19 protein-coding genes are annotated in these 25,622 nt (G+C 73.2%); 9 read left to right on the forward strand and 10 right to left on the reverse strand.

Annotation, left to right across the window (positions count from 1 at the left end):
• Position 1 precedes the first annotated feature (1 nt).
• The 5 genes from ADL08_RS09125 to ADL08_RS09145 form a co-directional block, all read right to left on the reverse strand.
• Entirely contained in the window at positions 2–976 is a 975-nt protein-coding gene (locus tag ADL08_RS09125) for an HpcH/HpaI aldolase/citrate lyase family protein (RefSeq protein ID WP_053641565.1), read from the reverse strand.
• Complete coding sequence (locus tag ADL08_RS09130) at positions 973–2,985, reverse strand: protein meaA (protein WP_078968254.1); 2,013 nt, start codon at positions 2,983–2,985, stop codon at positions 973–975. Before ADL08_RS09130 ends, ADL08_RS09125 begins: the two co-directional genes overlap by 4 nt.
• A gap of 15 nt (positions 2,986–3,000) precedes the next feature.
• A complete protein-coding gene (gene ccrA / locus ADL08_RS09135; protein WP_053641567.1) occupies positions 3,001–4,338 on the reverse strand; it encodes a crotonyl-CoA carboxylase/reductase in 1,338 nt (445 codons plus the stop codon).
• A gap of 408 nt (positions 4,339–4,746) precedes the next feature.
• Positions 4,747–5,586: a TetR family transcriptional regulator gene (locus tag ADL08_RS09140; RefSeq protein WP_234352064.1), complete on the reverse strand. Its 840-nt coding sequence runs from the start codon at positions 5,584–5,586 to the stop codon at positions 4,747–4,749.
• Positions 5,587–5,701: 115 nt separating this feature from the next.
• Positions 5,702–7,483 (reverse strand): 3-hydroxyacyl-CoA dehydrogenase family protein, encoded by a 1,782-nt coding sequence (locus ADL08_RS09145; RefSeq protein WP_053641569.1) that lies wholly within the window; start codon positions 7,481–7,483, stop codon positions 5,702–5,704.
• Positions 7,484–7,811: 328 nt separating this feature from the next.
• On the opposite strand from ADL08_RS09145, the gene ADL08_RS09150 reads away from it, so the two are divergent.
• Positions 7,812–8,450 (forward strand): HEAT repeat domain-containing protein, encoded by a 639-nt coding sequence (locus ADL08_RS09150; RefSeq protein ID WP_053641570.1) that lies wholly within the window; start codon positions 7,812–7,814, stop codon positions 8,448–8,450.
• A gap of 30 nt (positions 8,451–8,480) precedes the next feature.
• On the opposite strand, the gene ADL08_RS09155 is transcribed toward ADL08_RS09150, so the two are convergent.
• Together ADL08_RS09155 and ADL08_RS09160 are read right to left on the reverse strand one after the other, a co-directional pair.
• Positions 8,481–10,109, reverse strand: coding sequence for an alpha/beta hydrolase (locus tag ADL08_RS09155; RefSeq protein ID WP_053641571.1), 1,629 nt, complete (start codon positions 10,107–10,109; stop codon positions 8,481–8,483).
• A 140-nt stretch (positions 10,110–10,249) separates the two neighbouring features.
• On the reverse strand, positions 10,250–11,299 hold the full coding sequence (locus ADL08_RS09160; protein WP_053641572.1) for an Rv2578c family radical SAM protein: 1,050 nt from the start codon (positions 11,297–11,299) through the stop codon (positions 10,250–10,252).
• 147 nt (positions 11,300–11,446) lie between these two features.
• On the opposite strand from ADL08_RS09160, the gene ADL08_RS09165 reads away from it, so the two are divergent.
• Together ADL08_RS09165 and ADL08_RS09170 are read left to right on the forward strand one after the other, a co-directional pair.
• Positions 11,447–11,890 carry an SRPBCC family protein gene (locus ADL08_RS09165; protein ID WP_053641573.1) on the forward strand — a complete coding sequence of 148 codons (444 nt, stop codon included), beginning with the start codon at positions 11,447–11,449 and terminating at the stop codon, positions 11,888–11,890.
• Between the two features lie 280 nt (positions 11,891–12,170).
• Positions 12,171–14,642 (forward strand): MFS transporter, encoded by a 2,472-nt coding sequence (locus ADL08_RS09170; RefSeq protein ID WP_053641574.1) that lies wholly within the window; start codon positions 12,171–12,173, stop codon positions 14,640–14,642.
• A 14-nt stretch (positions 14,643–14,656) separates the two neighbouring features.
• On the opposite strand, the gene ADL08_RS09175 is transcribed toward ADL08_RS09170, so the two are convergent.
• Positions 14,657–15,952: a hypothetical protein gene (locus tag ADL08_RS09175; protein ID WP_053641575.1), complete on the reverse strand. Its 1,296-nt coding sequence runs from the start codon at positions 15,950–15,952 to the stop codon at positions 14,657–14,659.
• Between the two features lie 215 nt (positions 15,953–16,167).
• Between ADL08_RS09175 and ADL08_RS09180 the strand changes: the two genes are divergently transcribed.
• The 6 genes from ADL08_RS09180 (at position 16,168) to ADL08_RS09205 (ending at position 23,363) form a co-directional block, all read left to right on the forward strand.
• Positions 16,168–17,001: a M55 family metallopeptidase gene (locus ADL08_RS09180; protein ID WP_053641576.1), complete on the forward strand. Its 834-nt coding sequence runs from the start codon at positions 16,168–16,170 to the stop codon at positions 16,999–17,001.
• Positions 16,994–18,328, forward strand: coding sequence for a M20/M25/M40 family metallo-hydrolase (locus ADL08_RS09185; protein WP_053641577.1), 1,335 nt, complete (start codon positions 16,994–16,996; stop codon positions 18,326–18,328). Before ADL08_RS09180 ends, ADL08_RS09185 begins: the two co-directional genes overlap by 8 nt.
• A 123-nt stretch (positions 18,329–18,451) precedes the next feature.
• Positions 18,452–20,449 carry an LpqB family beta-propeller domain-containing protein gene (locus tag ADL08_RS09190; RefSeq protein ID WP_053641578.1) on the forward strand — a complete coding sequence of 666 codons (1,998 nt, stop codon included), beginning with the start codon at positions 18,452–18,454 and terminating at the stop codon, positions 20,447–20,449.
• Positions 20,446–21,405 (forward strand): S66 peptidase family protein, encoded by a 960-nt coding sequence (locus tag ADL08_RS09195; RefSeq protein ID WP_053641579.1) that lies wholly within the window; start codon positions 20,446–20,448, stop codon positions 21,403–21,405. The genes ADL08_RS09190 and ADL08_RS09195 overlap by 4 nt, the downstream gene beginning before the upstream one ends.
• 170 nt (positions 21,406–21,575) lie before the next feature.
• A complete protein-coding gene (locus ADL08_RS09200; RefSeq protein WP_324610442.1) occupies positions 21,576–22,211 on the forward strand; it encodes a class I SAM-dependent methyltransferase in 636 nt (211 codons plus the stop codon).
• Between the two features lie 285 nt (positions 22,212–22,496).
• Positions 22,497–23,363 (forward strand): D-alanyl-D-alanine carboxypeptidase family protein, encoded by an 867-nt coding sequence (locus ADL08_RS09205; RefSeq protein WP_234352065.1) that lies wholly within the window; start codon positions 22,497–22,499, stop codon positions 23,361–23,363.
• 61 nt (positions 23,364–23,424) lie between these two features.
• Here ADL08_RS09205 and ADL08_RS09210 read toward each other — a convergent pair whose 3' ends face one another.
• Positions 23,425–24,513: an adenosine deaminase gene (locus ADL08_RS09210; protein ID WP_053641580.1), complete on the reverse strand. Its 1,089-nt coding sequence runs from the start codon at positions 24,511–24,513 to the stop codon at positions 23,425–23,427.
• A 76-nt stretch (positions 24,514–24,589) separates the two neighbouring features.
• Positions 24,590–25,345: a GntR family transcriptional regulator gene (locus tag ADL08_RS09215; RefSeq protein ID WP_053641581.1), complete on the reverse strand. Its 756-nt coding sequence runs from the start codon at positions 25,343–25,345 to the stop codon at positions 24,590–24,592.
• Positions 25,346–25,622: the final 277 nt, after the last annotated feature.

The following is a 25,622-nucleotide window of genomic DNA, read 5'->3' on the forward strand; positions in this document are numbered from 1 at the left end:
CTCAGGCCTCCGGGATCTCGAACTTGCTGGTGCGCTGCATGCCGGCCGCGCGGCCCTTGCCGGAGATGACCAGGGCCATCTTGCGGGAGGCCTCGTCGATCATCTCGTCGCCGAGCATCGCGGAGCCCTTCTTCCCGCCGGCCTCGGACGTGTAGTAGTCGTACGCGTCGAGGATCAGCTCGGCGTGGTCGTAGTCCTCCTGCGAGGGCGAGAAGATCTCGTTCGCGGCGGCGACCTGGTCCGGGTGCAGCACCCACTTGCCGTCGAAGCCCAGGGCGGCGGCCCGCCGGGCCACGGCCCTGTAGCCCTCCTGGTTGCGGATCTGGAGGTAGGGGCCGTCGATCGCCTGGAGGTTGTTGGCGCGGGCGGCCATCAGGATGCTCATCAGGATGTGGTGGTACGCGTCCGCCGGGTAGCCGGGCGGCTGCTCGCCCACGACCAGCGACTTCATGTTGATGGAGGCCATGAAGTCGGCCGGGCCGAAGATGATGGTCTCGACGCGCTGGGAGGCCTGCGCGATCGCGTTGACGTTGGTCAGGCCCTGGGCGTTCTCGATCTGCGCCTCGATGCCGATCTTGCCGACCTCGAAGCCCATCGTCTTCTCGATCTGGGTGAGCAGCAGGTCGAGCGCGACGACCTGCTGCGCGTCCTGGACCTTCGGCAGCATGATGCAGTCGAGGTTCTGGCCGGCGCCCTCGACGACCGTGACGACGTCCCGGTACGTCCAGTGGGTCGTCCAGTCGTTGACGCGGACCACGCGCGTCTTGCCGGTCCAGTCGCCCTCGTTCAGGAACTTCACGATGGTGTGCCGGGCCTCGGGCTTGGCCAGCGGGGCGCAGGCGTCCTCCAGGTCGAGGAAGACCTGGTCGGCGGCGAGGCCCTGGGCCTTCTCCAGGAAGCGCGGGTTGGAGCCGGGGACCGCCAGGCAGGAACGGCGGGGGCGCAGCCGGTTCACGGGGGACGCGGGGCTGGTCATGCGGGGACCTCCAGGGGGTCGAGCTTGTTCGCTTTCCGGATCTCGTCGACGATACGGCCGATGATCTCCGTGATACCGAAGTCCTTCGGCGTGAAGACGGCGGCCACGCCCGCGCGCTTCAGTTCTGCGGCGTCGGCGTTCGGGATGATCCCGCCGACGATGACCGGGATGTCGGCGGCGCCCGCCTCGCGCAGGCGCTCCAGGACGTCCGGGACCAGCTCGGCGTGCGAGCCGGAGAGGATCGACAGGCCCACGCAGTGCACGTCCTCGGCCAGGGCCGCGTTGACGATCTGCTCGGGGGTCAGCCGGATCCCCTGGTAGACCACCTCGAAACCGGCGTCACGCGCGCGTACGGCGATCTGCTCGGCCCCGTTGGAGTGCCCGTCGAGACCGGGCTTGCCGACGAGCAGCCGCAGCCGCCCGGCGTTCAGCTCCTCGGCGGTCCGCGTCACCTTCTCGCGCACGAGGGCCAGCGGCGTGCCCGCCTCGGCCGTCACCGCGACCGGGGCGGAGGAGACGCCCGTCGGGGCGCGGAACTCGCCGAAGACGTCCCGCAGCGCCCAGGACCACTCCCCGGTGGTGACGCCCGCACGCGCGCACTCCAGGGTGGCGGCGAAGAGGTTGCCGTCGCCGGCCGCCGTCGCCTTCAGCGCCGCCAGGGACTCCTGGGCGCGGGTCTCGTCGCGGTTGTCGCGCCACTCGTGGAGGGCGGCGACGACCCGCGCCTCGTTCGCCGGGTCCACCGTCATGATCGCGGTGTCCAGGTCGGCGGTGAGGGGGTTCTCCTCGGTCGACTGGAAGATGTTGACGCCGACGATCTTCTCGTCGCCGGCCTCGATCCGGGCGCGCCGCTCGGCGTGCGAGGAGACGAGCTGCGACTTGAGGTAGCCGGACTCGACGGCGGCCATCGCGCCGCCCATCTCCTGGATCCGGTCGATCTCGGCCAGGCACTCCTCGACGAGGGCGCCCACCTTGGCCTCGATGACGTGCGAGCCGGCGAAGATGTCCTCGTACTCCAGCAGGTCGGACTCGTGGGCGAGCACCTGCTGGATGCGGAGCGACCACTGCTGGTCCCAGGGCCGGGGCAGGCCCAGCGCCTCGTTCCAGGCGGGGAGCTGGACGGCCCGCGCGCGGGCGTCCTTGGAGAGGGTGACGGCCAGCATCTCCAGGACGATGCGCTGGACGTTGTTCTCCGGCTGGGCCTCGGTCAGGCCGAGCGAGTTGACCTGCACGCCGTAGCGGAACCGGCGCTGCTTGGCGTTCTCGATGCCGTACCGCTCCAGGGTGACCTTGTCCCAGATGCGCCCGAAGGCGCGCATCTTGCACATCTCCTCGACGAAGCGGACGCCCGCGTTCACGAAGAACGAGATGCGGGCGACCACCTCGCCGAAGCGGTCCTCCGGGACCTGGCCGGAGTCCCGGACCGCGTCGAGCACCGCGATGGCGGTGGACATCGCGTACGAGATCTCCTGGACCGGGGTGGCCCCGGCCTCCTGCAGGTGGTAGCTGCAGATGTTGATCGGGTTCCACTTCGGGATGCTGTTCACCGTGTAGGTGATCATGTCCGTCGTGAGGCGGAGGGAGGGGCCGGGCGGGAAGACGTGCGTCCCGCGCGACAGGTACTCCTTCACGATGTCGTTCTGGGTGGTGCCCTGGAGCCTGGTGACGTCCGCGCCCTGCTCCTCCGCGACCACCTGGTAGAGCGCCAGGAGCCACATCGCCGTGGCGTTGATCGTCATCGAGGTGTTCATCTGCTCCAGGGGGATGTCCTGGAACAGCCGGCGCATGTCACCGAGGTGCGAGACGGGGACTCCGACCCGGCCGACCTCGCCGCGGGCGAGGATGTGGTCGGGGTCGTAGCCCGTCTGCGTCGGCAGGTCGAAGGCGACCGAGAGGCCGGTCTGACCCTTGGCGAGGTTGCGCCGGTACAGCTCGTTGGACGCCTCGGCGGTCGAGTGACCGGCGTACGTCCGCATGAGCCACGGCCGGTCCTTCTGGCGCTCAGTCATCTGTGGTCCCGGGTATCAGATGTTGCGGAAGCGGTTGATGGCGTCGATGTGCTGGGCCCGCAGCTCCGGGTCGCGGACGCCCAGGCCCTCCTCGGGCGCGAGGGCGAGGACGCCGACCTTGCCCTGGTGGAGGTTGCGGTGGACGTCGTAGGCCGCCTGGCCGGTCTCCTCCAGGGAGTAGACCTTCGACAGGGTCGGGTGGATCTTGCCCTTGGCGATCAGGCGGTTGGCCTCCCACGCCTCGCGGTAGTTCGCGAAGTGCGAGCCGATGATGCGCTTGAGCGACATCCACAGGTAGCGGTTGTCGTACTGGTGCATGTAGCCGGAGGTCGAGGCGCAGGTGGTGATGGTGCCGCCCTTGCGGGTGACGTACACGGAGGCGCCGAAGGTCTCGCGGCCCGGGTGCTCGAAGACGATGTCGATGTCCTCGCCGCCGGTGAGCTCGCGGATGCGCTTGCCGAAGCGCTTCCACTCCTTCGGGTCCTGGGTGTGCTCGTCCTTCCAGAACTTGTAGCCCTCGGCGTTGCGGTCGATGACGGCCTCGGCGCCCATGGACCGGCAGATGTCGGCCTTCTCGGGGGAGGAGACGACACAGATCGGGTTGGCGCCGCCGGCCAGGGCGAACTGGGTGGCGTACGAGCCGAGGCCGCCGCTGGCGCCCCAGATGAGGACGTTGTCGCCCTGCTTCATGCCGGCGCCGTTGCGGGAGACCAGCTGGCGGTACGCGGTGGAGTTGACGAGGCCCGGGGCCGCCGCCTCCTCCCAGCTCAGGTGGTCTGGCTTCGGCATCAGCTGGTTGGACTTGACGAGGGCGATCTCCGCCAGGCCGCCGAAGTTGGTCTCGAAGCCCCAGATGCGCTGCTCGGGGTCGAGCATCGTGTCGTTGTGGCCGTCCGAGGACTCCAGCTCGACCGAGAGGCAGTGCGCGACGACCTCGTCGCCCGGCTTCCAGGAGTTGACGCCCGGGCCGGTGCGCAGGACGACGCCCGCGAGGTCGGAGCCGATGACGTGGTACGGCAGGTCGTGGCGCTTGGTCAGCTCGGAGAGGCGGCCGTAGCGCTCCAGGAAGCCGAAGGTCGAGACCGGCTCGAAGATCGAGGTCCACACCGAGTTGTAGTTGACCGAGGAGGCCATGACGGCGACGAGCGCCTCGCCCGGGCCCAGCTCGGGCAGCGGGACGTCGTCCAGGTGGAGCGACTTGCGCGGGTCCTTGTCGCGGCTGGCGAGTCCGTCGAACATCTCCGCCTCGTCCTTGTGGACGGTGACGGCGCGGTACGACTCGGGGAGCTTGATGTTCGCGAAGTCGGCGGACGTGGACTCCGCGGACTGGATCGCGTCCAGGATTTCCTTCACGGGTTGCCTCCGGCGGTGAGCGTCCGGGGGAGGACGCCTGAGGGTTACGGCGGTGAGTGCTGCTGTGGAGGTGTGCCGTCGGTTCGGCTGGGTCGTGCGGTGGCGCGGCGCCGGTCGGGCGCGGGGTTGCCTGTGACGCAGGCGTCCGGGCACACGAGCCGTCGGCTTGTGGGGACAGCCGGCGCACGAGGTTGGTCTCTGCGCGCCGGCCGCCCGGACAACATCAACGTATGGCACGCCGTGTCACCTGACAAGGCACTCGGTGCCAACAATTTCACTCAGATGCAATCCGGCGGTCACACATGAGCGATGATCGATCGAATCATGCCCTGAAACGGCTCCGAGCTGGGCGAACACGACGAGGGCCGTCCCCGGAATCCGGGAACGGCCCAGGGGGCGGAAAGGGGCTCAGGCGGTGCCGAGCGCCTTCTGGATGGTCCGCATGACCTCGTCGAGGGGCGCGTCCGTGCGTGCCACGGCGACCACCACGTCGCCGGTGGTGGAGGCCCGGACGGCGGGGGCGGCGGTCTCCTCCCGCGCCTCCGGAGCGGAGGCCGCGGACGGGGCCGGCCGGCCCGCGCCTATGCCCGACCCGAAGGTCTCCCGGACGATCGCGAAGGCGTGGTCGAGCTGGGCCTCCACGTCGCCCTGCCCGCCCGCCCGCAGCCAGCGGCGCAGCACGTGGTTGTGGGCGGTGACGACCGCCGAGGCGGCCACCTCGGCGAGCAGCGGGTCGTCGTTGCCGTCGTGGTGGTCGCGCTCGTCGAAGTGCCCGAGCAGGTACCGGGTGAAGAGGCGCTCGTAGCGGGCCACCGAGGCGATCTCCCGCTCCCGCAGGGTCGGCACCTCGCGGGTGAGCCGGTAGCGCTCCACGGAGACCGCGGGGGACCCCGCGTACATCTTCATGACCTCCTTGATGCCCCGGCACACCGTGTCGAGCGGGTGCTCGTGCGGCGGCGCGGCGTTCAGCACCGCCTCCGCCCGCACCAGGGTGTCGTCGTGGTCGGGGAAGATCGCCTCTTCCTTGGACCGGAAGTGCCGGAAGAAGGTCCGCCGCGCGACCCCGGCCGTGGCCGCGATCTCGTCCACCGTGGTGGCCTCGTACCCCTTCGTCGCGAACAGCTCCATCGCGGCGGTGGCGAGCTCCCGGCGCATCTTGAGCCGCTGCGCGGCGGCGCGGGTGCCCGCCGCGCTCTCCGGAGCGTCGGACGGGGAGGTGGCACGGGGTGACTTCGCGGCCTTGGGCATGGTCCGAACGTACTGCATCGGGGGAGGAGTGTGCCCAGGTGGGGGCGGGGAGCCCGCCGGGGCACCGGGGGTGCCCGAGGGGCTCAGGAGCCCGCCCCAACCAGGGGTGCGGGGCTCAGCGTCGGGCATATTCGCGGAAGCCGCGACCCGTCTTGCGGCCCAGGCAGCCGGCCGCCACCAGGTGCTCCAGGAGCGGGGCCGGGGCGAGGCCGGGGTCGCGGAACTCGCGGTGCAGGACCTGCTCGATGGCCAGCGAGACGTCCAGGCCGACCACGTCGAGCAGCTCGAACGGGCCCATCGGGTAGCCGCCGCCCAGCTTCATGGCGGCGTCGATGTCGTCCAGGGTCGCGTAGTGCTCCTGGACCATCTTGATCGCGTTGTTCAGGTACGGGAAGAGCAGTGCGTTCACGATGAAGCCGGCCCGGTCGCCGCAGTCCACCGGGTGCTTGCGGATCCTCGTGGTGACCTGGCGGACGGTGGCGTGGACGTCGTCGCCGGTCAGGACCGTGCGGACGATCTCCACCAGCTTCATCGCGGGCGCCGGGTTGAAGAAGTGCATCCCGATGACGTCCTGCGGGCGGGTGGTGGCCCGGGCACAGGCCACGACCGGCAGCGAGGAGGTCGTGGTGGCGAGGACCGCGCCCGGCTTGCAGATCTTGTCGAGCCGCGCGAACAGGTCCTGCTTGACCTCCAGGTCCTCCGCGACCGCCTCGACCGCCAGGTCGACCTCGGCGAAGGCGTCCAGCGTGCCGGCCGGGGTGATCAGGGCGAGCGTGGTGTCCCGGGCCTCGGCCGTCATCCGGCCCCGGGACACCGACCGCTCCAGGGACGTGGCGATCCGGGCCTTGGCGGTGTCCGCCTTCTCCTGGGAGCGGGCCGCGAGCACGACCTCGTACCCGGCCTTGGCGAAGACCTCCGCGATGCCGGAGGCCATGGTGCCCGAGCCGGCGACGCCGACCGAGCGGACCTCGCGCCCGCCGGCGCTCTCCGCCGAGGTCAGCGGGGTCAGCGCGTCGCGCACCACCTCGTCGGAGCCCGGCGCCGCGTACGTGTAGAAGCCGCGGCCCGCCTTGCGGCCGGTCAGACCCGCCTCACTGAGCTGCTTGAGGATCGGGGCCGGGGCGTGCAGCCGGTCGTGCGAGGAGGCGTACATGGCCTCCAGGACCGTACGGGCCGTGTCCACGCCGATCAGGTCGAGCAGCGCCAGCGGGCCCATCGGCAGGCCGCAGCCCAGCTTCATGGCCGCGTCGATGTCCTCGCGGGAGGCGTACTTGGCCTCGTACATGGCGGCGGCCTGGTTCAGGTAGCCGAAGAGCAGCCCGTCCGCGATGAAACCGGCCCGGTCCCCGACCGCCACCGGCTCCTTGCCGAGGTCCTGGGCGAGCCGGGTGACGGCGTCGACGGCCCGCGGGTCGGTCAGCACCGAGGAGACCACCTCGACCAGCTTCATGGCCTGGACCGGGGTGAAGAAGTGCAGGCCGAGCACCCGCTCGGGGTGCGCCGAGTCGGCCGCGAGCCGGGTGACGGAGAGCGCGTTGGTGCCGGTCGCCAGGATCGCGTCGGGCCGGACGATGCCGTCCAGGGCCCGGAAGACCTCGTGCTTCGCCTCGTACGACTCCGGCACGACCTCGATCACGAGGTCGGCCCCGGCGGCCGCCTGGAGGTCGGAGAAGGTGCGGAAGCGGGCCAGCGCGTCCTGCCGCTCCTCCTCGGTGATCCGCTCGCGGGCCACGGCGCGGGCGGTGGAGGCCTCCAGGGCGGCGACGGCACGGGCGGCGGCGTCCTCGCTGACGTCGATGCCGATGACCTCGCGGCCGGACCGGGCGAGGACGTCGGCGATACCCGCGCCCATGGTGCCGAGACCGACGACGGCGATGGTGGAGAGAGGGATGTCCATCAGGGGACTCCAGAGAGGAAGAGTGACGACTGAGGGCAGTGCGTGCGGGTGGTGCCGCTGAATTGCGCGGGCGCGAGGAGAATCGCGGGAAACACACGGGAAGGGGCCCGTGGAAAGGGGCGGCGCCCGGTGGAGGAGGGGTGACGGGCTCTGTCCCGGAGCCGCGTCGAAACTGCCGAACCGACGTACGCTCACCACGGCTGCGTCACCAGGCCGTTGTGAGAAGCGGGGGTTGACCCGCTCACCCGAGATTAACCGGCGGGTAACGAGCGCGCCAGTCCCGGGAAGTCGAGAAAATGTGATCTGGATCGCGGATAGGCTCGGATTCATGGAATACGCCGAGGATCCGGAATTCTGCTCGATGATCGATCGATTGCGCGACGAGATCGGGAATGGCACCGGAGAAGTCCCGTCGGCATTCGGCCGGCTCGTGGAAACCGGCGACCCCGGGGAACTGCCCGCCGACCCCGAGGAACTGCACCGCGTCCTCACCGCGCCCGGACAGCCGCTCTGGGCCCGCGAGGTCGCCGCCTACGCGCTCGGCGTCGCCGGCGACCCGCGCGCCTTCGAGGCCCTCGTCCTGTTCCTCAACCACCGCGACCCCGAGCGCTGCGTCACCGCCGCCCACGCCCTGGCCCGGCTCGGCGACCCCCGCACCGCCCGCGCGGCCGCCGCCCTCGCCACCAACGAACTCCGGGCCGCCTACGCCCTGCTGCCGGTCCGGCTGCTCGCCGAGCTGCGCGCCCCCGAGTCCGTACCGGCCCTGATCGCCGTCCTCGAACGCCGCCTCCCGGCCGACGACCCCCACTGGCGGGTCGGCCTCGCCTGCGTCGAGGGCCTCGGCACCCTCGGCGACACCCGCGCCCGCCCCGCCCTGGAGTCCGCCCTGCCCCACCCCCGCCTCGGCGCGGCGGCCGCGCGCTCCCTGGGCCTGCTCGGCCCGGAGCGCGCGCCCGACCGCCCCTGAGCGCGGGGACGGCCGGGCGCACGGGGCCCCTCAGCGCACGTGGCCGAGGAGGCCGTGCAGGGCGGTGCCGGCCGGCGCCGTCCGCGCGGCGCCCCCGCGTACGCCGCGCTTCTCCGGGGGCTTCGACCCGGACGTGACGACGGGCTCGGGCTCCGGCTCCGGGAGCGCGGCGCAGACCGCGTCCGCCTCCGCGCCGCCCTCGCCGCGCGGGACCCTGCCCGTGGCCAGATAGGCGGCCAGATGGCCGTCGAGGCAGTCGTTCCCGGCCAGCGTCACGCCGTGGTTGCCGCCGCCCTCCTCCACGACCAGGCTGGAGCCGCGCAGCAGCCGGTGCAGCGAGACCGCGCCCTCGTACGGCGTCGCCGCGTCGTCCGTCGCCTGGAGGACGAGGACCGGCGGCACCCGGTCGTTGGAGACGTCCGGGGGGGTCAGGGACTCCACCGGCCAGAACGCGCACGGCGCGTTGTACCAGGTGTTGTTCCAGGACGAGAAGGGCGCCTTCGCGTGCGTCTCCCACGCGTCCTTGCGCCAGACGTTCCAGTCGCGCGGCCAGCCCGCGTCCCGGCACTGCACGCTCGCGTAGACCGAGTAGCCGTTGTCGGAGGCCGCGTCGGCCTCCCCGTACCGCTCGTACGCCTCGACCAGCGGCCCGGAGTCCCCGTCGTTGACGTACGCGGAGAAGGCGCTCGCCAGCTTGGGCCAGTAGCCGTCGTAGTACCCGCCGGGCAGGAAGGTGTCCTCCAGCTCGCCCGGCCCGACCCTCCCGCCGGCCGGCTCCGCGCGCACCGCGTCGCGCATCCGGTACCAGGCGGCCTCGACCGCAGCCGGGTCGCCGCCGAGCCGGTACGTGGCGTCGTACCGGGCCACCCACGCCATGAAGTCCTTGTGCCGCGCGTCGAAGGCGAAGTTCTGCCCGATGTTGCTCTCGTACCAGACCCTCTGCGGATCGACGACGGAGTCGAGCGCCATGCGCCGCACCCGGTCCGGGTGGAGGCGCGCGTACACGGCGCCCAGATAGGTGCCGTACGAGTAGCCGAGGTAGTTGAGCTTCGGCGCGCCGAGCGCCTCCCGGATCACGTCCAGGTCCTTGGCCGCGCTCACGGTGTCGATGTACGGCAGCACGTCGGCGTACTTCTCGCCGCAGGCCTCCGCGAAGGCCCGCGCCCGGTCGGTCCCCGTCCGCTCGGCCCGGGAGCCGCGCGGCACCGAGTCGGGGCGCACCGACGCGAAGTGGCCGGGCCGGCAGTCGAGCGCGGGCTCGCTCTTCCCGACTCCGCGCGGGTCGAAGCCGATCACGTCGTACTGGGCGGCCACCTCCGCGGGCAGCGCGGCCGCCACGTACCCCGCCATGCCGCGCCCGCTGCCGCCGGGCCCGCCCGGGTTCACAAGCAGCGGACCCTGGAACGTCTCGGCGGTGTGCGGGACCCGGGTCAGGGCGAGCGTGACCTTCCGCCCGGCCGGGTCGTCGTGGTCGAGCGGCACCTCCAGGGTGGCGCACTGGAGCCTCGGGTACGCCTTGGTGGCGCAGTCGGTCCAGGCGAGCCGGGGGAGCGGGCGGGGGGCCGGTTCGACGGCGTCCGCGGGCGCGGCGGGCAGCGCGGTGACCGTCCCGGCCACCAGCGCTCCAGCGGCGATCAGCATTCCTGCGCGTGGGGTCATAGGGCCTTTGTGCCTCGAACGGGCCCCGGCGGGACCCGTTCCGCCCGGAGTTGACCCGAAAGGAGGGGAGCGGACGGCGTGTCAGACGGGCCGGTCCGATGATCCGACCGGACCTCGGGGAGCCGGAGGGTCCGGGAGGCTCAGAGGAAGGTGAGCTGCTCCGGGACGGCCGCCGCACCCGGCTGCTCCGGCTCCTCCGGTTCGGCGGTCCGGCGCGTCCCGTCCCGCCGCGCCGGACCCATGCCGAACTCGGCCGCGAGGTCGTGCACCTGACGGGTGATCCGGCGCTGGTACCAGGTCGGCGCGTAGGCCCCGTCCGCGTACATCCGCTCGTACCGCCGCACCAGGCCCGGGTGGTGGCGCCCCAGCCACTCCGCGAACCACTCGCGGGCGCCCGGCCGCAGGTGCAGGACGAGCGGGGTGACCGAGCTCGCCCCGGCCTCGGCGATCGCGCGGACCGTCGCGCGCAGCTGCTCCGGCCGGTCGCCCAGGAAGGGCACCACGGGGGCCATCAGGACCCCGCAGTCGATCCCGTTCCCGACGAGCGCGCGGACGACGTCCAGACGGCTCTGCGGGGAGGGGGTGCCGGGCTCGACCGTGCGCCACAGCTCCCGGTCGGTGAAGCCGACGGAGACGGAGACGCCGACCTCGGTGGCCCGGGCCGCCTGGGCGAGCAGCTCCAGGTCGCGCAGGATCAGGGTGCCCTTGGTGAGGAGCGAGAAGGGGTTGGCGCGGTCGCGCAGGGCGGTGAGGATGCCCGGCATCAGGCCGTACCGCCCCTCCGCCCGCTGGTAGCAGTCGACGTTGGTGCCCACGGCGATGTGCGCGCCCTCCCAGCGGGGGGAGGCGAGCTGACGGGCGAGCAGCTCGGGCGCGTTGACCTTGACGACGATCTGGGAGTCGAAACCGAGGCCGGTGTCGAGGTCGAGGTGGGCGTGGGACCTGCGGGCGAAGCAGTACACGCACGCGTGCGTGCAGCCCCGGTAGGGATTGACCGTCCATTCGAACGGCATCCGGGAGGCTCCGGGCACCCGGTTCAGGATCGACCGGGCCCGCACCTCGTGGAAGGTGACGCCCCGGAACTCGGGGGTGTCGAACGTGCGGGTGGTCACCGCGCCCGTGCCGAACAGGGCCGGATCGGCGGGGGCCGAGGGGTTCGCAGGGGTTTCGCCCAGGTTGTCCCAGCGCATGGACGCCTCCTCGATCGCTCGGATCCGGCCGTTCGCTCAGAATAGAACACTTGTTCCCTTGATCGCCGCAACCCGGATTTCGCGCGCCGAAGCCCACGTGGTTCGCTTGGCCCGCAACCCCGAGGAACCACGAGCTGGAGGAAGTCAATGGCGCAGGTCGAGGCCACGACGGAACGGATCATCGCCGCGGACGCCGAGACGGTGTTCGACGCCCTCGCCGACTACAGCGGCACGCGCGCGAAGCTGCTCCCCGAGCACTTCAGCGAGTACGAGGTGCGCGAGGGCGGCGACGGCGAGGGCACCCTCGTCCACTGGAAGCTCCAGGCCACCAGCAAGCGCGTCCGCGACTGCCTCCTGGAGGTGACCGAGCCCACCGACGGACAGCTCGTCGAGAAGGACCGCAACTCCTCCATGGTCACCACCTGGACCGTCACCCCCGCCGGCGAGGGGAAGTCCCGCGCCGTCGTCACCAGCGTCTGGAACGGCGCCGGCGGCATCGGCGGCTTCTTCGAGAGGACCTTCGCGCCCAAGGGGCTCGGCCGCATCTACGACCTCGTCCTCGCCAAGCTCGCGGCCGAGGTCGAGAAGTAACGCCCGGAGCGGGACGGGTGGCGCCCGGGCCGGGAGGAGCGACGCCCGGAGCGTTCACCGGTTCGAGTGGATCGCCCGCGCCTCCCGTGACCGCGCCCCCGCGCGCCGGGGGCGCGGGCCCTCTCGTAAACGCGCTGATGAGCGACCCAAGTGCGCCGTCTCCCGGGGCCGTTCGCCGCCCGGGACCCCACTGACCTGCCGTACCGCCCGACTTGCTCCCCCTTCGCGCGCAATGCGAAGAATGGCGCGGCGCAGACGCCGTGACGAGGGGAGCAGACACGTGGGTGCGGTCACCGTGGTGAAGAACACCGAGGACGCCGGGGCCGCCGTCGCCTCCGGCACCGGGGGTGCGGAGCCGGCCGCCCCGCCCGCCGGATCCGCGCCGCCGCCCGGCCCCGGACCGGACGCCCTCGACCCCCGCCGCGTCCGCCTCGTCTTCTTCGGCCTCATGCTCGCCCTGCTCCTCGCCGCCCTGGAGCAGATGATCGTCGCCACCGCCCTGCCGAAGATCGTCGGCGAACTCCAGGGCCTGGACCGGATGTCCTGGGCGATCACCGCCTACCTGCTGACCTCCACCATCGGCCTGCCGGTCTACGGAAAGCTCGGCGACCTCCTCGGCCGCAAGGGCGTCTTCCTCTTCGCCATCGTCGTCTTCGTCATCGGCTCCGGCCTCGCCGGCTGGTCCCGGACGATGGACCAGCTCATCGCCTTCCGCGCGATCCAGGGCATCGGCGCCGGCGGCCTCATGATCGGCGTCCAGGCGATCATCGCCGACATCGTCCCGCCCCGGGAACGCGGCCGGTACATGGGCATGATCGGCGCCGCCTTCGGCCTCGCCTCCGTCGCCGGACCACTGCTCGGCGGCTTCTTCACCGACCACGTCTCCTGGCGCTGGTGCTTCTACTTCAACGTGCCCTTCGGGCTCGTCACCCTCGCCGTCGTCGCCACCGTCCTCAAGCTCCCCAAGCCCGCCGCACGCGCGCGCTTCGACGTCCTGGGCGCCCTGCTCCTCGCCGCCGCCTCCACCTGCCTGGTCCTGCTGACCAGCTGGGGCGGCACCGAGTACGCCTGGGACTCCCGGGTCGTCCTCGCCCTCGCCTGCGGAGCCGCCGGAACCACCCTGCTCTTCCTGGTCGTCGAGCACTTCGCGCCCGAGCCCCTCATCCCGCTCCGGCTCTTCCGCGACTCCGTCTTCACGATCACGTCCCTCGTCGGCGCCGTCGTCGGCATCGCGCTCTTCGGCGCCGCCAGCTACCTCCCCGGCTTCCTCCAGATGGTCGAGGGCGCCACCGCCACCGAGTCCGGCCTCCTGATGCTGCCCCTCATGGGCGGCATCGTCGTCGCCTCCGTCGTCTCGGGCCGGCTCATCAGCCGCACCGGCCGCTACAAGGCGTACCCGGTGGCCGGCGGGGCCCTCGCCGCCCTCGGCATGTGGCTGCTCTCCCACATGGACGCCGACACCCCGCGGCTCCAGCACAGCCTCTGGCAGGCCGTCCTCGGCACCGGCATCGGCCTGGTCATGCCGGTCCTCGTGCTCGCCGTGCAGAACTCGGTGCGCCCCGCCGACCTCGGCACCGCCACCAGCGCCCACAACTACTTCCGCCAGATCGGCGGCAGCGTCGGCGCCGCGGTCTTCGGCACCCTCTTCGCCTCCCGGCTCGACGACGCCCTCGGCGACCGGCTCGCCGCCGTCCTGCCCCGGGACGGCTCCGCCCCGCTGCCCCCGGCCGAGTCGATCACCCCGCAGACGGTGCACACCCTGCCGCCCGCCCTGCGCGACGCGTACGTCCAGGCGTACGCGGACGCGATGCCGCGCATCTTCCTCTACCTCGTGCCGGTCCTCGTGCTCGGCCTCGTCCTCGCCTTCTTCCTCAAGGAGAAACCGCTGGTGTCCCACCCCACCCCCACCACCGAGGCCGCCGACTTCGGTACCCAGGCGGTCCCGCACGCCCGGCACGCCGCTCCCGAGCCCGCCCCCGCCGGCCCGCCGCACTCCGGACTGCCCGTCTGCGGCACCGTCCAGCACCACGACGGCAGCCGCGTCCCCCGCGCCGCGCTCACCCTCATCGACGTCCAGGGGCGGCAGGTCGGCCGCGGCGCGAGCGGCGAGGACGGCCGGTACGCGCTGAGCGTGCCCGGCGGCGGCGCGTACGTCCTGATCGCGGCGGCCGGCGGACACCAGCCGCAGGCCGTCTCCGTGACCGTCGGGGACCGGCCGGTCGAGCTCGACGTCGTCCTCGGCGGCGCCGGGCGGCTCGCGGGCGGCGTCGTCACCGCCGACGGCACGCCCGTGCGGGACGCGGCCGTCACCCTCACCGACGTGCGCGGCGAGGTCGTCGCCTCCACCCGCAGCGGACGCGAGGGCGGGTACGTCATCACGGAACTGGTCGCGGGCGAGTACACGCTCGCCGCCAGCGCCCCCGCCTTCCGGCCCGCCGCGCTCCCGGTCAGCGTCCAGGCCTCCCGCGAGACCCGCCAGGACATCGAGCTGGCCGGCGGGGCCGTGCTGCGCGGGACGGTGCGGGCCGGCGGCGGGCGCCCGGTGGAGGACGCCCGGGTCACCCTGCTCGACGCGGCGGGGAACGTCGTCGACACCCTCACCACCGGGGCCGACGGGACCTTCCGCTTCATCGACCTGTCCTCCGGCGAGTACACGGTCATCGCCGCCGGGTACCCGCCCGTCGCGACCGTCCTCCAGGTGGCCGGCGGGGGCCGCACCGAGCGCGACCTCCAGCTCGGCCACCAGGACTGAGGGCCCCCGGCGGATCAGGAGGCGGTCGACGCCCTGCGCAGCGTGCTGATGCAGGAGCCGATCGCCTCCTGGAGGGCTTCCAGGCGCTGGAGCATGTCGTCCTCGAAGATCTCCTCCTCCAGGACCTCGTCCAGGGTCAGCTCCTCGAAGACCTTCGTCGCCTTCTGCAGGCTGTTGTAGAACTTCGTCCGCCGCTCCTGGACCCGCAGCGCCGGGTCCTCCTCGACGGCCTTGGCGACGAGCCCCCTGACCGCGTCGTACGCCTCGCCGGCCCACTCGCCGGCCTCCTCCGAGTCGTCCAGCTCGTCGAGGAGCGACAGGTGCCGCTCGGCCTCGGCCCGCAGCTCGGACGGCGCCTCCACGGTCTGCCCGGCGGGCGTCTTGATCTGCCCCTTCTCCACGATCTGCCGGACGTACCCGATGCGGTCGGCCGCCTTCGCCTCGCTCGCCACCGCCTTCTTCAGGTCACCGGTGCGGGCGATCGCGCGGGCCATCTCCGTCTGGAGGGCCGGGTCCTCCTTCATCCGGTCGAGCAGCGCGCCGCGCGCGGCCTCCGCCGTCCCGGGATCGGCGAGGATCGCCGCCCGCAGCGCCGTGGGGTTCTCCGCGACCTCCAGGGCCTTCGTCGGCCGGATGCCCTGCGCCTCCGCCGCCGCGCTGATCGCCTGCCCGCGCACGGAGGTCGCGCCGTTGCGGGCGGAGTAGTACGAGACCCAGGCGTCCGCGTCCGGCAGGTCGACGTCCTCGCCGGGGACCAGGACCTCGAACTGCGGGACCAGACCGTCGTCGGCCGCCGTGTCCCAGGCCTTGTAGTGGCGCATGACCCGCTCGGGCGAGCACCCCGCGAGCTCCGCGAAGGCCTTCGCGGAGACCTTCGCCCGGGCCGTTCCCTCGGCGGCCTGGCCGCCGGGCCGCACGCTCCGCGCCACCTTGAGCGCGAAGGCCCAGCCGCCGGTGCGGGCGTAGACGCCGAAGTCGCGGGCGTCGCGCACGACGACCGGGTCGACCTCTCCGGGGTCCTCGTCCCGGTCCTGGTCCTCGGCCTCCTCCTCGGCCTCCCGGTCCTCGTCCTCCCGCGTGCTGCGGGGCTCCGGCGCCGAGGGCTCCCAGAACTCGGGCTCCTCCGCCATGACGGGCCCCGCGGCCTCCCCGGCGGGCCAGGAGGCCACGGCCTCAGGGGCCACGGCCTCAGGGGCCACGGACTCGGGAACCACGGACTCGGGAACCACGGACTCGGGAACGGCGGGCCCGGCCTCGGCGGGCGCGGCCTCGGCGGGCGCGGTTTCGGACGGGGTGAAGGCGATGGTCACCGGGGCTCTCCGAGGGTCGGGTGCGAGGACTGCGGCCGACAGCCTATACACACCCCTTGGTGAAGTTTCACCCGTTTCAGCGGTCCGGCGCGCGGGAGACGACCGGAAGCCGCCGGGTCGCCCGTACCGCCGCCCGGTCCGTGCCATTGGTCCACTCCAACGGTGGTTATCCACAGGGGTGGTAGGGCGGCCGGGTGCCGCGTACGGTGCCAGGCATGAAGATCCTCATCAGCGCCGACATGGAGGGCGCGACCGGTGTGACCTGGCCCGCCGACGTGCTGCCCGGCACGCCCCAGTGGGAGCGGTGCCGCTCGATGTTCACGTCCGACGTGAACGCGGCGGTGCTCGGCTTCTTCGACGGCGGCGCGGACGAGGTGATCGTCAACGAGGCGCACTGGACCATGCGGAACCTGCTCCTGGAGCGGCTCGACGAGCGGGCCGAGATGCTCACCGGCCGGCACAAGTCCCTCTCCATGGTCGAGGGCGTCCAGCACGGCGACGTCGACGGCATCGCCTTCGTCGGCTACCACACGGGCGCGGGCACCGAGGGCGTCCTCGCCCACACCTACCTCGCCAACTCCATCACCGGGGTCTGGCTCAATGGCGAGCGGGCGAGCGAGGGACTGCTCAACGCCCAGGTGGTCGCGGAGTACGGCGTCCCCGTCGTCCTCGTCACCGGCGACGACCTGACCTGCGAGGACGCCCTCGGCTACGCCCCGGAGGCGCCCAAGGTCGCCGTCAAGGACCACGTCTCGCGGTACGCGGCGGTGTGCCGCCCCCCGGCCAGGACCGCCGCCGACATCCGGGCCGCGGCGAAGGCCGGCGCCGCGCTCGCCGTGCGGTACGAACCGGTCCGGGGCGGCCCCTTCACCGTGGAGGTCGAGTTCGACGCCGAGCACCTGGGCGCCGCCGCCACGGTGGTCCCCGGCGTGGCGCGGAGCGGGGAGCGGCGCGTCGCGTACACGAGCGGGACCATGTACGAGGCAATCCGTACGTTCAAGGCGGTCACGACCATCGTCTCCGCCGCCGTGGAGGAGCAGTATGGCTGAGGAGGTCCGGGAACCGGACGCGACGGCGCTCGACGAGGTGGTCACCTTCACCTCCGAGCTCATCCGCATCGACACCACCAACCGGGGCGGCGGCGACTGCCGCGAGCGCCCCGCCGCCGAGTACGTGGCCGAGCGGCTCGCCGCCGCCGGGATCGAGCCCACCCTCCTGGAGCGGACCACCGGCCGCACCAACGTCGTGGCGCGCATCCCCGGCACCGACCCCACGGCCCCCGCGCTCCTGGTCCACGGCCACCTGGACGTGGTGCCCGCCGACCCCGCCGAGTGGGCCGTCCACCCCTTCTCCGGAGAGGTCCGCGACGGCCTCGTGTGGGGGCGCGGCGCCGTCGACATGAAGAACATGGACGCGATGGTCCTGGCCGTCGTCCGCTCCTGGGCCCGCCGGGGCGTCCGGCCGCGCCGGGACGTCGTCCTCGCCTACACCGCCGACGAGGAGGACAGCGCCGCCGACGGCTCCGGCTTCCTCGCCGACCGGCACGCGGCGCTCTTCGAGGGCTGTACGGAGGGCATCAGCGAGTCCGGGGCGTTCAGCTTCCACCCGGAGCCGGGCACCACCCTCTACCCGATCGCGGCGGGGGAGCGGGGCACCGCCTGGCTCAAGCTCACCGCCCGCGGCCGCGCCGGCCACGGCTCCAAGGTGAACACGGCCAACGCCGTCACCCGGCTCGCCGCCGCCGTCGCCCGGATCGGCGCCCACACCTGGCCCGTCCGGCTCACCACCACCGTCCGCGCCGCCCTCACCGAGCTGGCCGCGCTGTACGGGATCGAGGTCGACACCCACGCCCCCGACTTCGACACGGACCTCCTCCTCGACAAGCTCGGACCCGCCGCCGCCCTCGTCGCGCCGACCGTCCGCAACAGCGCCAACCCGACGATGCTCGACGCCGGCTACAAGGTCAACGTCGTCCCGGGCACCGCCGTCGCCTACGTGGACGGGCGGATGCTGCCGGGCGGCGAGGAGGAGTTCGCCGAGACGATGGACCGGCTCACCGGGCCGGACGTGGAGTGGGAGTTCCACCACCGCGAGGTGCCCCTGGAGGCCCCCGTCGACTCGCCGACCTTCGCCGGACTGCGGGCCGCCGTCGAGCGCTTCGACCCGGACGGGCACGTCGTGCCGTTCACCATGTCCGGCGGCACCGACGCCAAGCAGTTCTCCCGGCTCGGCATCACCGGCTACGGCTTCTCGCCGCTGAAGCTGCCCCCGGACCTCGACTACGCGGCGCTCTTCCACGGCGTCGACGAGCGGGTCCCCGTGGACGCCCTCCACTTCGGCGTCCGGGTGCTCGACCACTATCTGAAGTCCGCCTAGAAGAGGGGACAGGCAGGACACGCGGGACACGCGGGACAGGCAGGACACGCACGGCACGCGGGACACGGCAGCACACCCGAGCACACGAGGGGGAACGGACCTGTGACAGGGGGAGCGGAGACGATGAACACGGCCGCCTACGGCAGTTGGCCCTCGCCCGTCGACGCGGCGCTCGCCGCCGCGCACGACGGACGGCCCGAATACCCCGGCGCCGTCGGCGACGAGCTGTGGTGGACCGCGCCACGGCCCGCCGAGGACGGCCGCCGGGCCCTGGTGCGCCGGCGCGCCGACGGCACGGAGGAGACCGTGCTGCCCGCCCCGTGGAACGTCCGCAGCCGGGTCGTCGAGTACGGCGGACGGCCCTGGGCGGCGGCCGACCGCCCCGGGGACGGCCCGCTCGTGGTGTTCTGCCACTTCCCCGACCAGCGGCTGTACGCGTACGAGCCCGACACTGGGCCCGGCGCGGAGCCCCGGCCGCTCACCCCCGTCTCCCCGGTCGGCGGCGGACTGCGCTGGGTCGACCCGGTGGTCCACCCGGACCGGGGCGAGGTGTGGTGCGTCCTGGAGGAGTTCACCGGACCCGCGCCGACCGACGTGCGCCGGGTGCCCGCAGCCGTACCGCTCGACGGCTCGGCCGCCGGGGACCGCGCCGCCGTGCGCGAACTGACCGGCGAGCGGCACCGGTTCGTGACCGGCCCCCGGCTCTCCCCGGACGGGACCCGGGCGGCCTGGATCGGCTGGGACCACCCCCGGATGCCGTGGGACGGCACCGAGGTCCTGCTCGCCGAGGTCGGCCCCGACGGCACCTTCCGGGACGTCGGGACCGTCGCCGGCGGGCCGGCCGAGTCGATCCCGCAGGTCGACTGGGACGCGGCGGGCCGACTGCTCCTGGTCAGCGACCGCACCGGCTGGTGGAACCTCTACCGGGCCTCGGTCGGCGACGACGGCACCCTGTCCGAACCGGTCGCGCTCTGCCCCCGCCCCGAGGAGTTCGGCGGCCCGCTCTGGAAGATCGGGCTCGACTGGTTCGCGCCCCTGGAGAACGGGCTCGTCGCCGTCGTCCACGGCACGGGCACCACATCGCTCGGGATCCTCGACCCCGAGCGCGGCGACCTCGTCGACGCCGCCGGCCCCTGGACCGAGTGGGCCCCCTCCCTCGCCGTCCACGGCACCCGGGTGGTCGGCGTCGCCGCCGGACCGCACAGCTCCTACGAACTCGTCGAGCTCGACACCCGCACCGGCCGCGCCCGCGTGGTCGGCGCCGCGCACACCGACGCCGTCGACCCCGCGTACTGCCCCGAGCCCCGCGTCCGCACCTTCACCGGGCCCGGCGGCCGGGGGATCCACGCACAGCTCTACCCGCCCCGCCACCCCGGCTTCACCGCCCCCGCGGGGGAACTGCCCCCGTACGTCATCCGGGTCCACGGCGGGCCCACCGGGCACGCCCCGCTCGTCCTCGACCTGGAGATCGCCTACTTCACCTCGCGGGGCATCGGCGTCGCCGAGGTGAACTACGGCGGCTCGACCGGCTACGGCCGGGAGTACCGGGAGCGGCTGCGCGAGCAGTGGGGCGTCGTCGACGTCGAGGACTGCGCGGCCGTCGCGACGGCGCTCGCCGCCGAGGGCACGGCCGACCCGGCACGGCTCGCCGTGAGCGGCGGCAGCGCGGGCGGCTGGACGGCCGCCGCCTCCCTCGCCGGCACGGACGTCTACGCCTGCGGCACGATCGTCTACCCCGTCCTCGACCTGCGGGGCTGGGCCACCGACGAGACCCACGACTTCGAGTCCCGGTACCTCGACGGGCTGGTCGGCCCCTTCGACCGGGTCCCGGGCCGGTACAAGGAGCGCTCGCCCATCGAGCACGTCGACCGGATCACGGCCCCCTTCCTGCTGCTCCAGGGCCTCGACGACGTCATCTGCCCGCCCGCGCAGGCCGAGCGCTTCCTCACGCGCACGGCGGGCCGGGGCGTCCCGCACGCCTACCTCGCCTTCGAGGGGGAGGGCCACGGATTCCGCGGGGCCGACACCCTGGTCCGCGCCCTGGAGGCCGAGCTGTCGCTGTACGTGAAGGTGTTCGGCCTCGACCGCACGGACGTCCCCGCCCTGGAGTACCGCACGTGACCGGCCGCGGGGCGCGGGAGCCGCTCGCCGTCGGCACCCCGGAGCGGCCCGCCAGGCTCCGGCCCGGGGCGCGGGTCGCCGTCGTCGCCCCCAGCGGGCCCGTCGCCGAGGAGCGGCTGCGGGCGGGGCTCGACGTGCTGCGCGGCTGGGACCTGGAGCCGGTGGTCGCCCCGCACGTCCTGGACGTCCACCCCGGCCTCGGGTACCTCGCGGGCGCGGACCGGGCGCGGGCCCGGGACCTGACCGCGGCCTGGTGCGACCCCTCGGTCTCCGCCGTCGTCTGCGCGCGCGGCGGGTTCGGCGCCCAGCGCATGGTCGACCTCGTCGACTGGGCGGCGGTCCGGGCGGCCGGGCCCAAGGTCTTCGTCGGCTACAGCGACGTCACCGCCCTGCACGAGGCCTTCGCCGTCCGCGCGGGCTTCGCCACCCTGCACGGGCCGATGGCCGCCGCGGGCACGTTCCTCTCCGACCCGCGGACCCGGGAGTCCCTGCGGGCCACCCTGTTCGAGCCCGAGTCGGTGCGGACCCTGGGCCTGGAGACGGCGCGGGCGCTGGTGCCGGGCCGCGCCCGGGGCGTGACCCTCGGCGGCTGCGTCAGCCTCCTCGCCGCCGACCTCGGCACCCCGCACGCCCGGCCCTCGGCGCGCGGCGGGCTGCTGGTCCTGGAGGACGTGGGGGAGGAGGCGTACCGCCTCGACCGGATCCTCACCCAACTGCTGCGCTCCGGCTGGCTCGACGGGGTCGCGGGCGTCGCGCTCGGCTCCTGGGCGGAGTGCGGCCCGTACGAGGAGGTCCGGGCGGTGCTCGCCGACCGGCTCGGCGGTCTCGGGGTGCCGGTCGTGGAGGAGCTGGGCTTCGGTCACGGCACGACCGCGCTCACCGTGCCGCTCGGCGTGCCGGCGGTGCTCGACGCGGACGCGGGGACGCTCACCCTCGACGTACCGGCCCTGCGCTGAGGGGTTCCGTCGAGGCCCCTTCGCCGTGCCGGTGCCGAGCACGACGACGAAACGACCCGGCCGTCTTCGTGGGTTCCGCCAGTACGGCTCCCCGGACGGCCCGGGAGAGACTTCACGGCGAGGGCCGCGGCCTGCCCGAAGGCCGACGCCACGGCGAGGGGAACGGCACGATGAGCGGTCAGTTGTACGACGGGATCGGCGAGGCCTTCGAGGGGTTCAAGGGCCTCCCCCTCGCGCGCTACGGGGAGGTGCCCGCGTTCCTCGCCCTCGTCGGGGACGTGAAGGGCAGGTCCGTCCTCGACCTGGCCTCCGGAACCGGCTTCTACAGCCGGGAGTTCAAGCGCCGCGGCGCGTCCGACGTCCTCGGCGTCGACATCTCCGGGGCGATGGTCGACGCGGCCCGGGCCCTGGAGGACGCCGAACCGCTGGGCGCCCGGTACGAGGTCGGCGACGTCGCGGAGCTGCGCGCCTTCGACGAGCCCTTCGACATCGCGGTCGCGGTCCAGCTGTTCAACTACGCCGACAGCGTCGCCACCATCGAGCGGATGTGCCGGAACGTCCACCGCAGCGTCGCGGACGGGGCCGAGTTCTTCGTCTTCACGCAGAACCCGGACTTCCGTTTCGGCGGGCCGTCCCTGGCCAAGTACGGCTTCCTGTGCGAATCGCTCGGCGAGGAGACCGAGATCGGGCCGCGCGAGAGGCTCACCGCGCTCCTCGACCCGCCGATCTCGTTCGAGGCGAACCCGCCCGGCCGCGAGGTCCTGGAGAAGAGCCTGCGGGCGGCCGGGTTCGGCGAGATCGCCTAGGTGCCCCTGGAGATCTCCGAGGCCGGCGTGGGCGCGTACGGCGAGGAGTTCTGGGCCGACCACGACGCCAATCCGCCGCTGACGATGCTGCGCTGCCGCGCCTGATCCCGGGCGTTCCGGCGCCGCCTCCCCGGCCCGTGGGGGGCGGCGCCGGAACGCGAGAAAAATCATGGCCCGGCCGTACATCCATCGGGACCCCTCGTGCGTCTTGTGTGCGCCGGGTCCGTGTGGATCCGGAAGGCATCGACCCAAGGGCAGAAGATTTTGAAAACTCCCACACTCGGGGTGCGCAGCGCCGTGACGGTGGCGTTCACGGCCTCGGCCGTCCTGGCCGGCGGCCTCTTCGCAGGCCAGGCGCACGCCGCGCCGGCCGTCCCGACGATCACCGCCCTGGGCGGCTTCGTCATGAACAACGGAACCGGCGCGACGCTGTACGGGAAGGCCGGGGACACCCGCCGGTCGACCGGGTCCACCACGAAGATCATGACCGCGAAGGTGGTGCTCGCCCAGAAGGGCCTCAACCTCGACGCCAAGGTCACGATCGACAAGGCCTACAGCGACTACATCGTCGCGAAGAACGCCTCCTCGGCCCGGCTCATCGTCGGCGACAAGGTGACCGTCCGCCAGCTCCTCTACGGCCTCATGCTGCCGTCCGGGTGCGACGCCGCCTACGCGCTCGCCGACAAGTTCGGCACCGGCACCACGCGCGCGGCCCGGGTCAAGTCGTTCATCGGCAAGATGAACACCGAGGCCAAGAACCTCGGCATGAAGAACACCCGCTTCGACTCGTTCGACGGAATAAGCAATGGTCAGAACTACTCGACCCCGCGCGACCTGACGAAGCTCGCGAGCAGTGCGATGAAGAACTCCACGTTCCGCACCGTCGTCGCGACGAAGTCCACGCAGCAGAAGGTGACCACGAAGACCGGTGGCTACCGGTACATGTCGTGGACCAACACGAACAAGCTCCTCGGCACGTACAGCGGCGCGATCGGCGTGAAGACCGGCTCGGGCCCGCAGGCCAAGTACTGCCTCGTCTTCGCGGCCACCCGCAACGGCAAGACGGTCATCGGCACCGTGCTGGCCTCGTCGTCCGAGGCGAACCGGACGGCGGACGTCAAGAAGCTGCTCGACTACGGCTTCGCGAAGTAACCCCGAGAACCCGGAGGGGCGGGCCCGCGCACCACGCGCGGACCCGCCCCTCCGGCGGTCCTCAGAGCGCCGCGTACCCCGGGCGCACGACCTCGTCGATCAGCCGCCGGCGCTCCGGCAGCGGCAGGAACGCGGCCTCCAGGGCGGCGACCGTGAACTCCTCGAAGACCTCCGGGCCGTAGCCGAAGGCGTCCGCCATGTGCTGGAACTCCTCGCTCATGGTGGTGCCGGAGACCAGCCGGTTGTCCGTGTTGAGCGTGATCCGGAAGCCCAGACGGCGCAGCTCGTCGATCGGGTGCGTGGCGTAGTCCTTCGCCGCGCCCGTCTGGAGGTTGGAGGTCGGGCAGACCTCCAGGGCGATCCGGTTGTCCCGGACGTACGAGGCGAGCCGGCCCAGCGTGCCGTCCTCGGCTATGTCGTCCGTGATCCGCACGCCGTGGCCGATCCGCTCGGTGCCGCAGACCTGCACGGCCTCGTGGATCGACTCCGCGCCCACGGCCTCGCCGGCGTGGATCGTGAAGTGGCAGTTCTCCCGCTTGAGGTGCTGGAAGGCGGGGAGGTGGCGGGCCGGCGGGTTGCCGATCTCGCCGCCCGCGATGTCGAAGCCCGCCACGCCGTCGTCCCGGTGCGCGACCGTGAGCCGCGCGATCTCCAGGGAGCGGTCCGTGTGGCGCATGCCGGTCAGCAGGGTGCGGACGGTGATGCGGCCGCCGGAACGGCGCTCGCCCTCGCGGAAGCCGTCGTTGACCGCCACGACGACCTCGTCGAGGGTCAGACCGCCCTCCAGGTGCTGCTCGGGGGCGTAGCGGACCTCGGCGTAGACGACGCCGTCCGCCGCCAGGTCCTCGGCGCACTCGGCCGCGATGCGCGTGAGCGCCTCGCGGGTCTGCATCACCGCGCAGGTGTGGGCGAAGGTCTCCAGGTACCGCTCCAGCGAACCGGAGTCGGCGGCGTCCCGGAACCAGACCGCGAGCTCGGCCGGGTCCTCGGTCGGCAGCGCGGTGTAACCGCACTCGCGCGCCAGCTCGACGATGGTCGCGGGGCGCAGCCCGCCGTCGAGGTGGTCGTGGAGGACGGCCTTGGGGGCCCGCCGGATCCAGTCGGAGACGGGGGCGGCGGCGGACGCGGTGAGGTTGTCAGACAAGTGCATGGCGGGGAAGTGTACGCCACGGAGCGCGGGCGCGCTGTGACGCCCCCGACAGGGGGCCGGGACCGGGGCGGGCCGCTCAGTGGGACTGGAGCACCGGCAGCGCGGGCGCCCCCGTCGGCAGCATGTGCTTGGCGGCCAGGACCGGGACCTCGCCGACCCGTACGATCTGGGTGACCAGGACGGCGGGGGTGTCCGCGGGGCGCCCCAGCTGGTCCCCGCGCCGCCGCCCGAGCAGCGTCGCCGTGATGCCGCTGTGCGCGCCCAGGGCCGTCTCGCGCGAGGCCCCGACCAGGACCGAGAGCATGGAGACGGCGGGGTGTCCGTCGGCGTCCGCCCTCCGCAGGGCCCCCGCGAACTCGGGGTGCACCCGGTCGAGGAGCTCGTCGGCCGCCGCCCACTCGTGGCTCAGGGCCGCCGCCGCACCCTCCCCGGACAGCACGGACTCCCAGAACCGCAGCTCGGCGCGGGCCGGGGCGAGCAGGTGCTGGGTGGTGAAGTCGGTCGGCTCCTCGACCGTCCGCAGCAGCGCCCGCACGCGGAGCGGGGCGCCCCCGCCGATCAGCTCCTCCAGCGGCTGGACCTGCTCGAACCCGCGCCGGGGCGGGCGGTCGTTCACGGTCCGGCCGACCCCGCGCCGCACGGTGAGGACGCCGTCCTCCTGGAGCAGCAGCAGCGCCTCGCGCAGGGCGGGCCGGCTCACGCCCAGCTCGGCCGCGAGCTTCGGCTCGGAGGGGAGCGTGGAGCCCGGCGGGTAGGTGCCGTCGTGGACGGCGTCCGCGATCCGCTCGTAGAGCGCCACGACCGGCCGCCGCCGCTGTCCGCTGACCGCCACGGCCTCTCCTCTTCTCGTCGTCGGACCCGCCTCCGGCACCACGGTAGTCGGGCCGTGTTGTCTGACAAGTCACCCGTACGGCTCTCCTCGCCGTCACGGAGGGGCCCCGCCCCCCTCATTCTGGTCCCACGGCGGCGGCCGGTACGGACCGTACGGACGACAGGGCCACAGGGCGACGGGGCCCACAGGGCGACGAGGCGACAGGACGACATGACGAGGCGAGGGCCGGAACGGATGAGTCCCCGGGACAGGGCGCGGACGGCGGGCGCGGGCGCGC

Source organism: Streptomyces sp. NRRL F-6492, assembly GCF_001280125.1.
Classification (GTDB): Bacteria; Actinomycetota; Actinomycetes; order Streptomycetales; family Streptomycetaceae; genus Streptomyces.

What these genes read in the sequence shown, in the direction of transcription:
- ADL08_RS09125 (WP_053641565.1), bottom strand. Translation starts at nt 976, where the DNA reads ATGACCAGCCCCGCGTCCCCCGTGAACCGGCTGCGCCCCCGCCGTTCC.
- ADL08_RS09130 (WP_078968254.1), bottom strand. Translation starts at nt 2,985, where the DNA reads ATGACTGAGCGCCAGAAGGACCGGCCGTGGCTCATGCGGACGTACGCC.
- ADL08_RS09140 (WP_234352064.1), bottom strand. Translation starts at nt 5,586, where the DNA reads ATGCCCAAGGCCGCGAAGTCACCCCGTGCCACCTCCCCGTCCGACGCT.
- ADL08_RS09145 (WP_053641569.1), bottom strand. Translation starts at nt 7,483, where the DNA reads ATGGACATCCCTCTCTCCACCATCGCCGTCGTCGGTCTCGGCACCATG.
- ADL08_RS09150 (WP_053641570.1), top strand. Translation starts at nt 7,812, where the DNA reads ATGGAATACGCCGAGGATCCGGAATTCTGCTCGATGATCGATCGATTG.
- ADL08_RS09155 (WP_053641571.1), bottom strand. Translation starts at nt 10,109, where the DNA reads ATGACCCCACGCGCAGGAATGCTGATCGCCGCTGGAGCGCTGGTGGCC.
- ADL08_RS09160 (WP_053641572.1), bottom strand. Translation starts at nt 11,299, where the DNA reads ATGCGCTGGGACAACCTGGGCGAAACCCCTGCGAACCCCTCGGCCCCC.
- ADL08_RS09165 (WP_053641573.1), top strand. Translation starts at nt 11,447, where the DNA reads ATGGCGCAGGTCGAGGCCACGACGGAACGGATCATCGCCGCGGACGCC.
- ADL08_RS09180 (WP_053641576.1), top strand. Translation starts at nt 16,168, where the DNA reads ATGAAGATCCTCATCAGCGCCGACATGGAGGGCGCGACCGGTGTGACC.
- ADL08_RS09185 (WP_053641577.1), top strand. Translation starts at nt 16,994, where the DNA reads ATGGCTGAGGAGGTCCGGGAACCGGACGCGACGGCGCTCGACGAGGTG.
- ADL08_RS09190 (WP_053641578.1), top strand. Translation starts at nt 18,452, where the DNA reads ATGAACACGGCCGCCTACGGCAGTTGGCCCTCGCCCGTCGACGCGGCG.
- ADL08_RS09200 (WP_324610442.1), top strand. Translation starts at nt 21,576, where the DNA reads ATGAGCGGTCAGTTGTACGACGGGATCGGCGAGGCCTTCGAGGGGTTC.
- ADL08_RS09210 (WP_053641580.1), bottom strand. Translation starts at nt 24,513, where the DNA reads ATGCACTTGTCTGACAACCTCACCGCGTCCGCCGCCGCCCCCGTCTCC.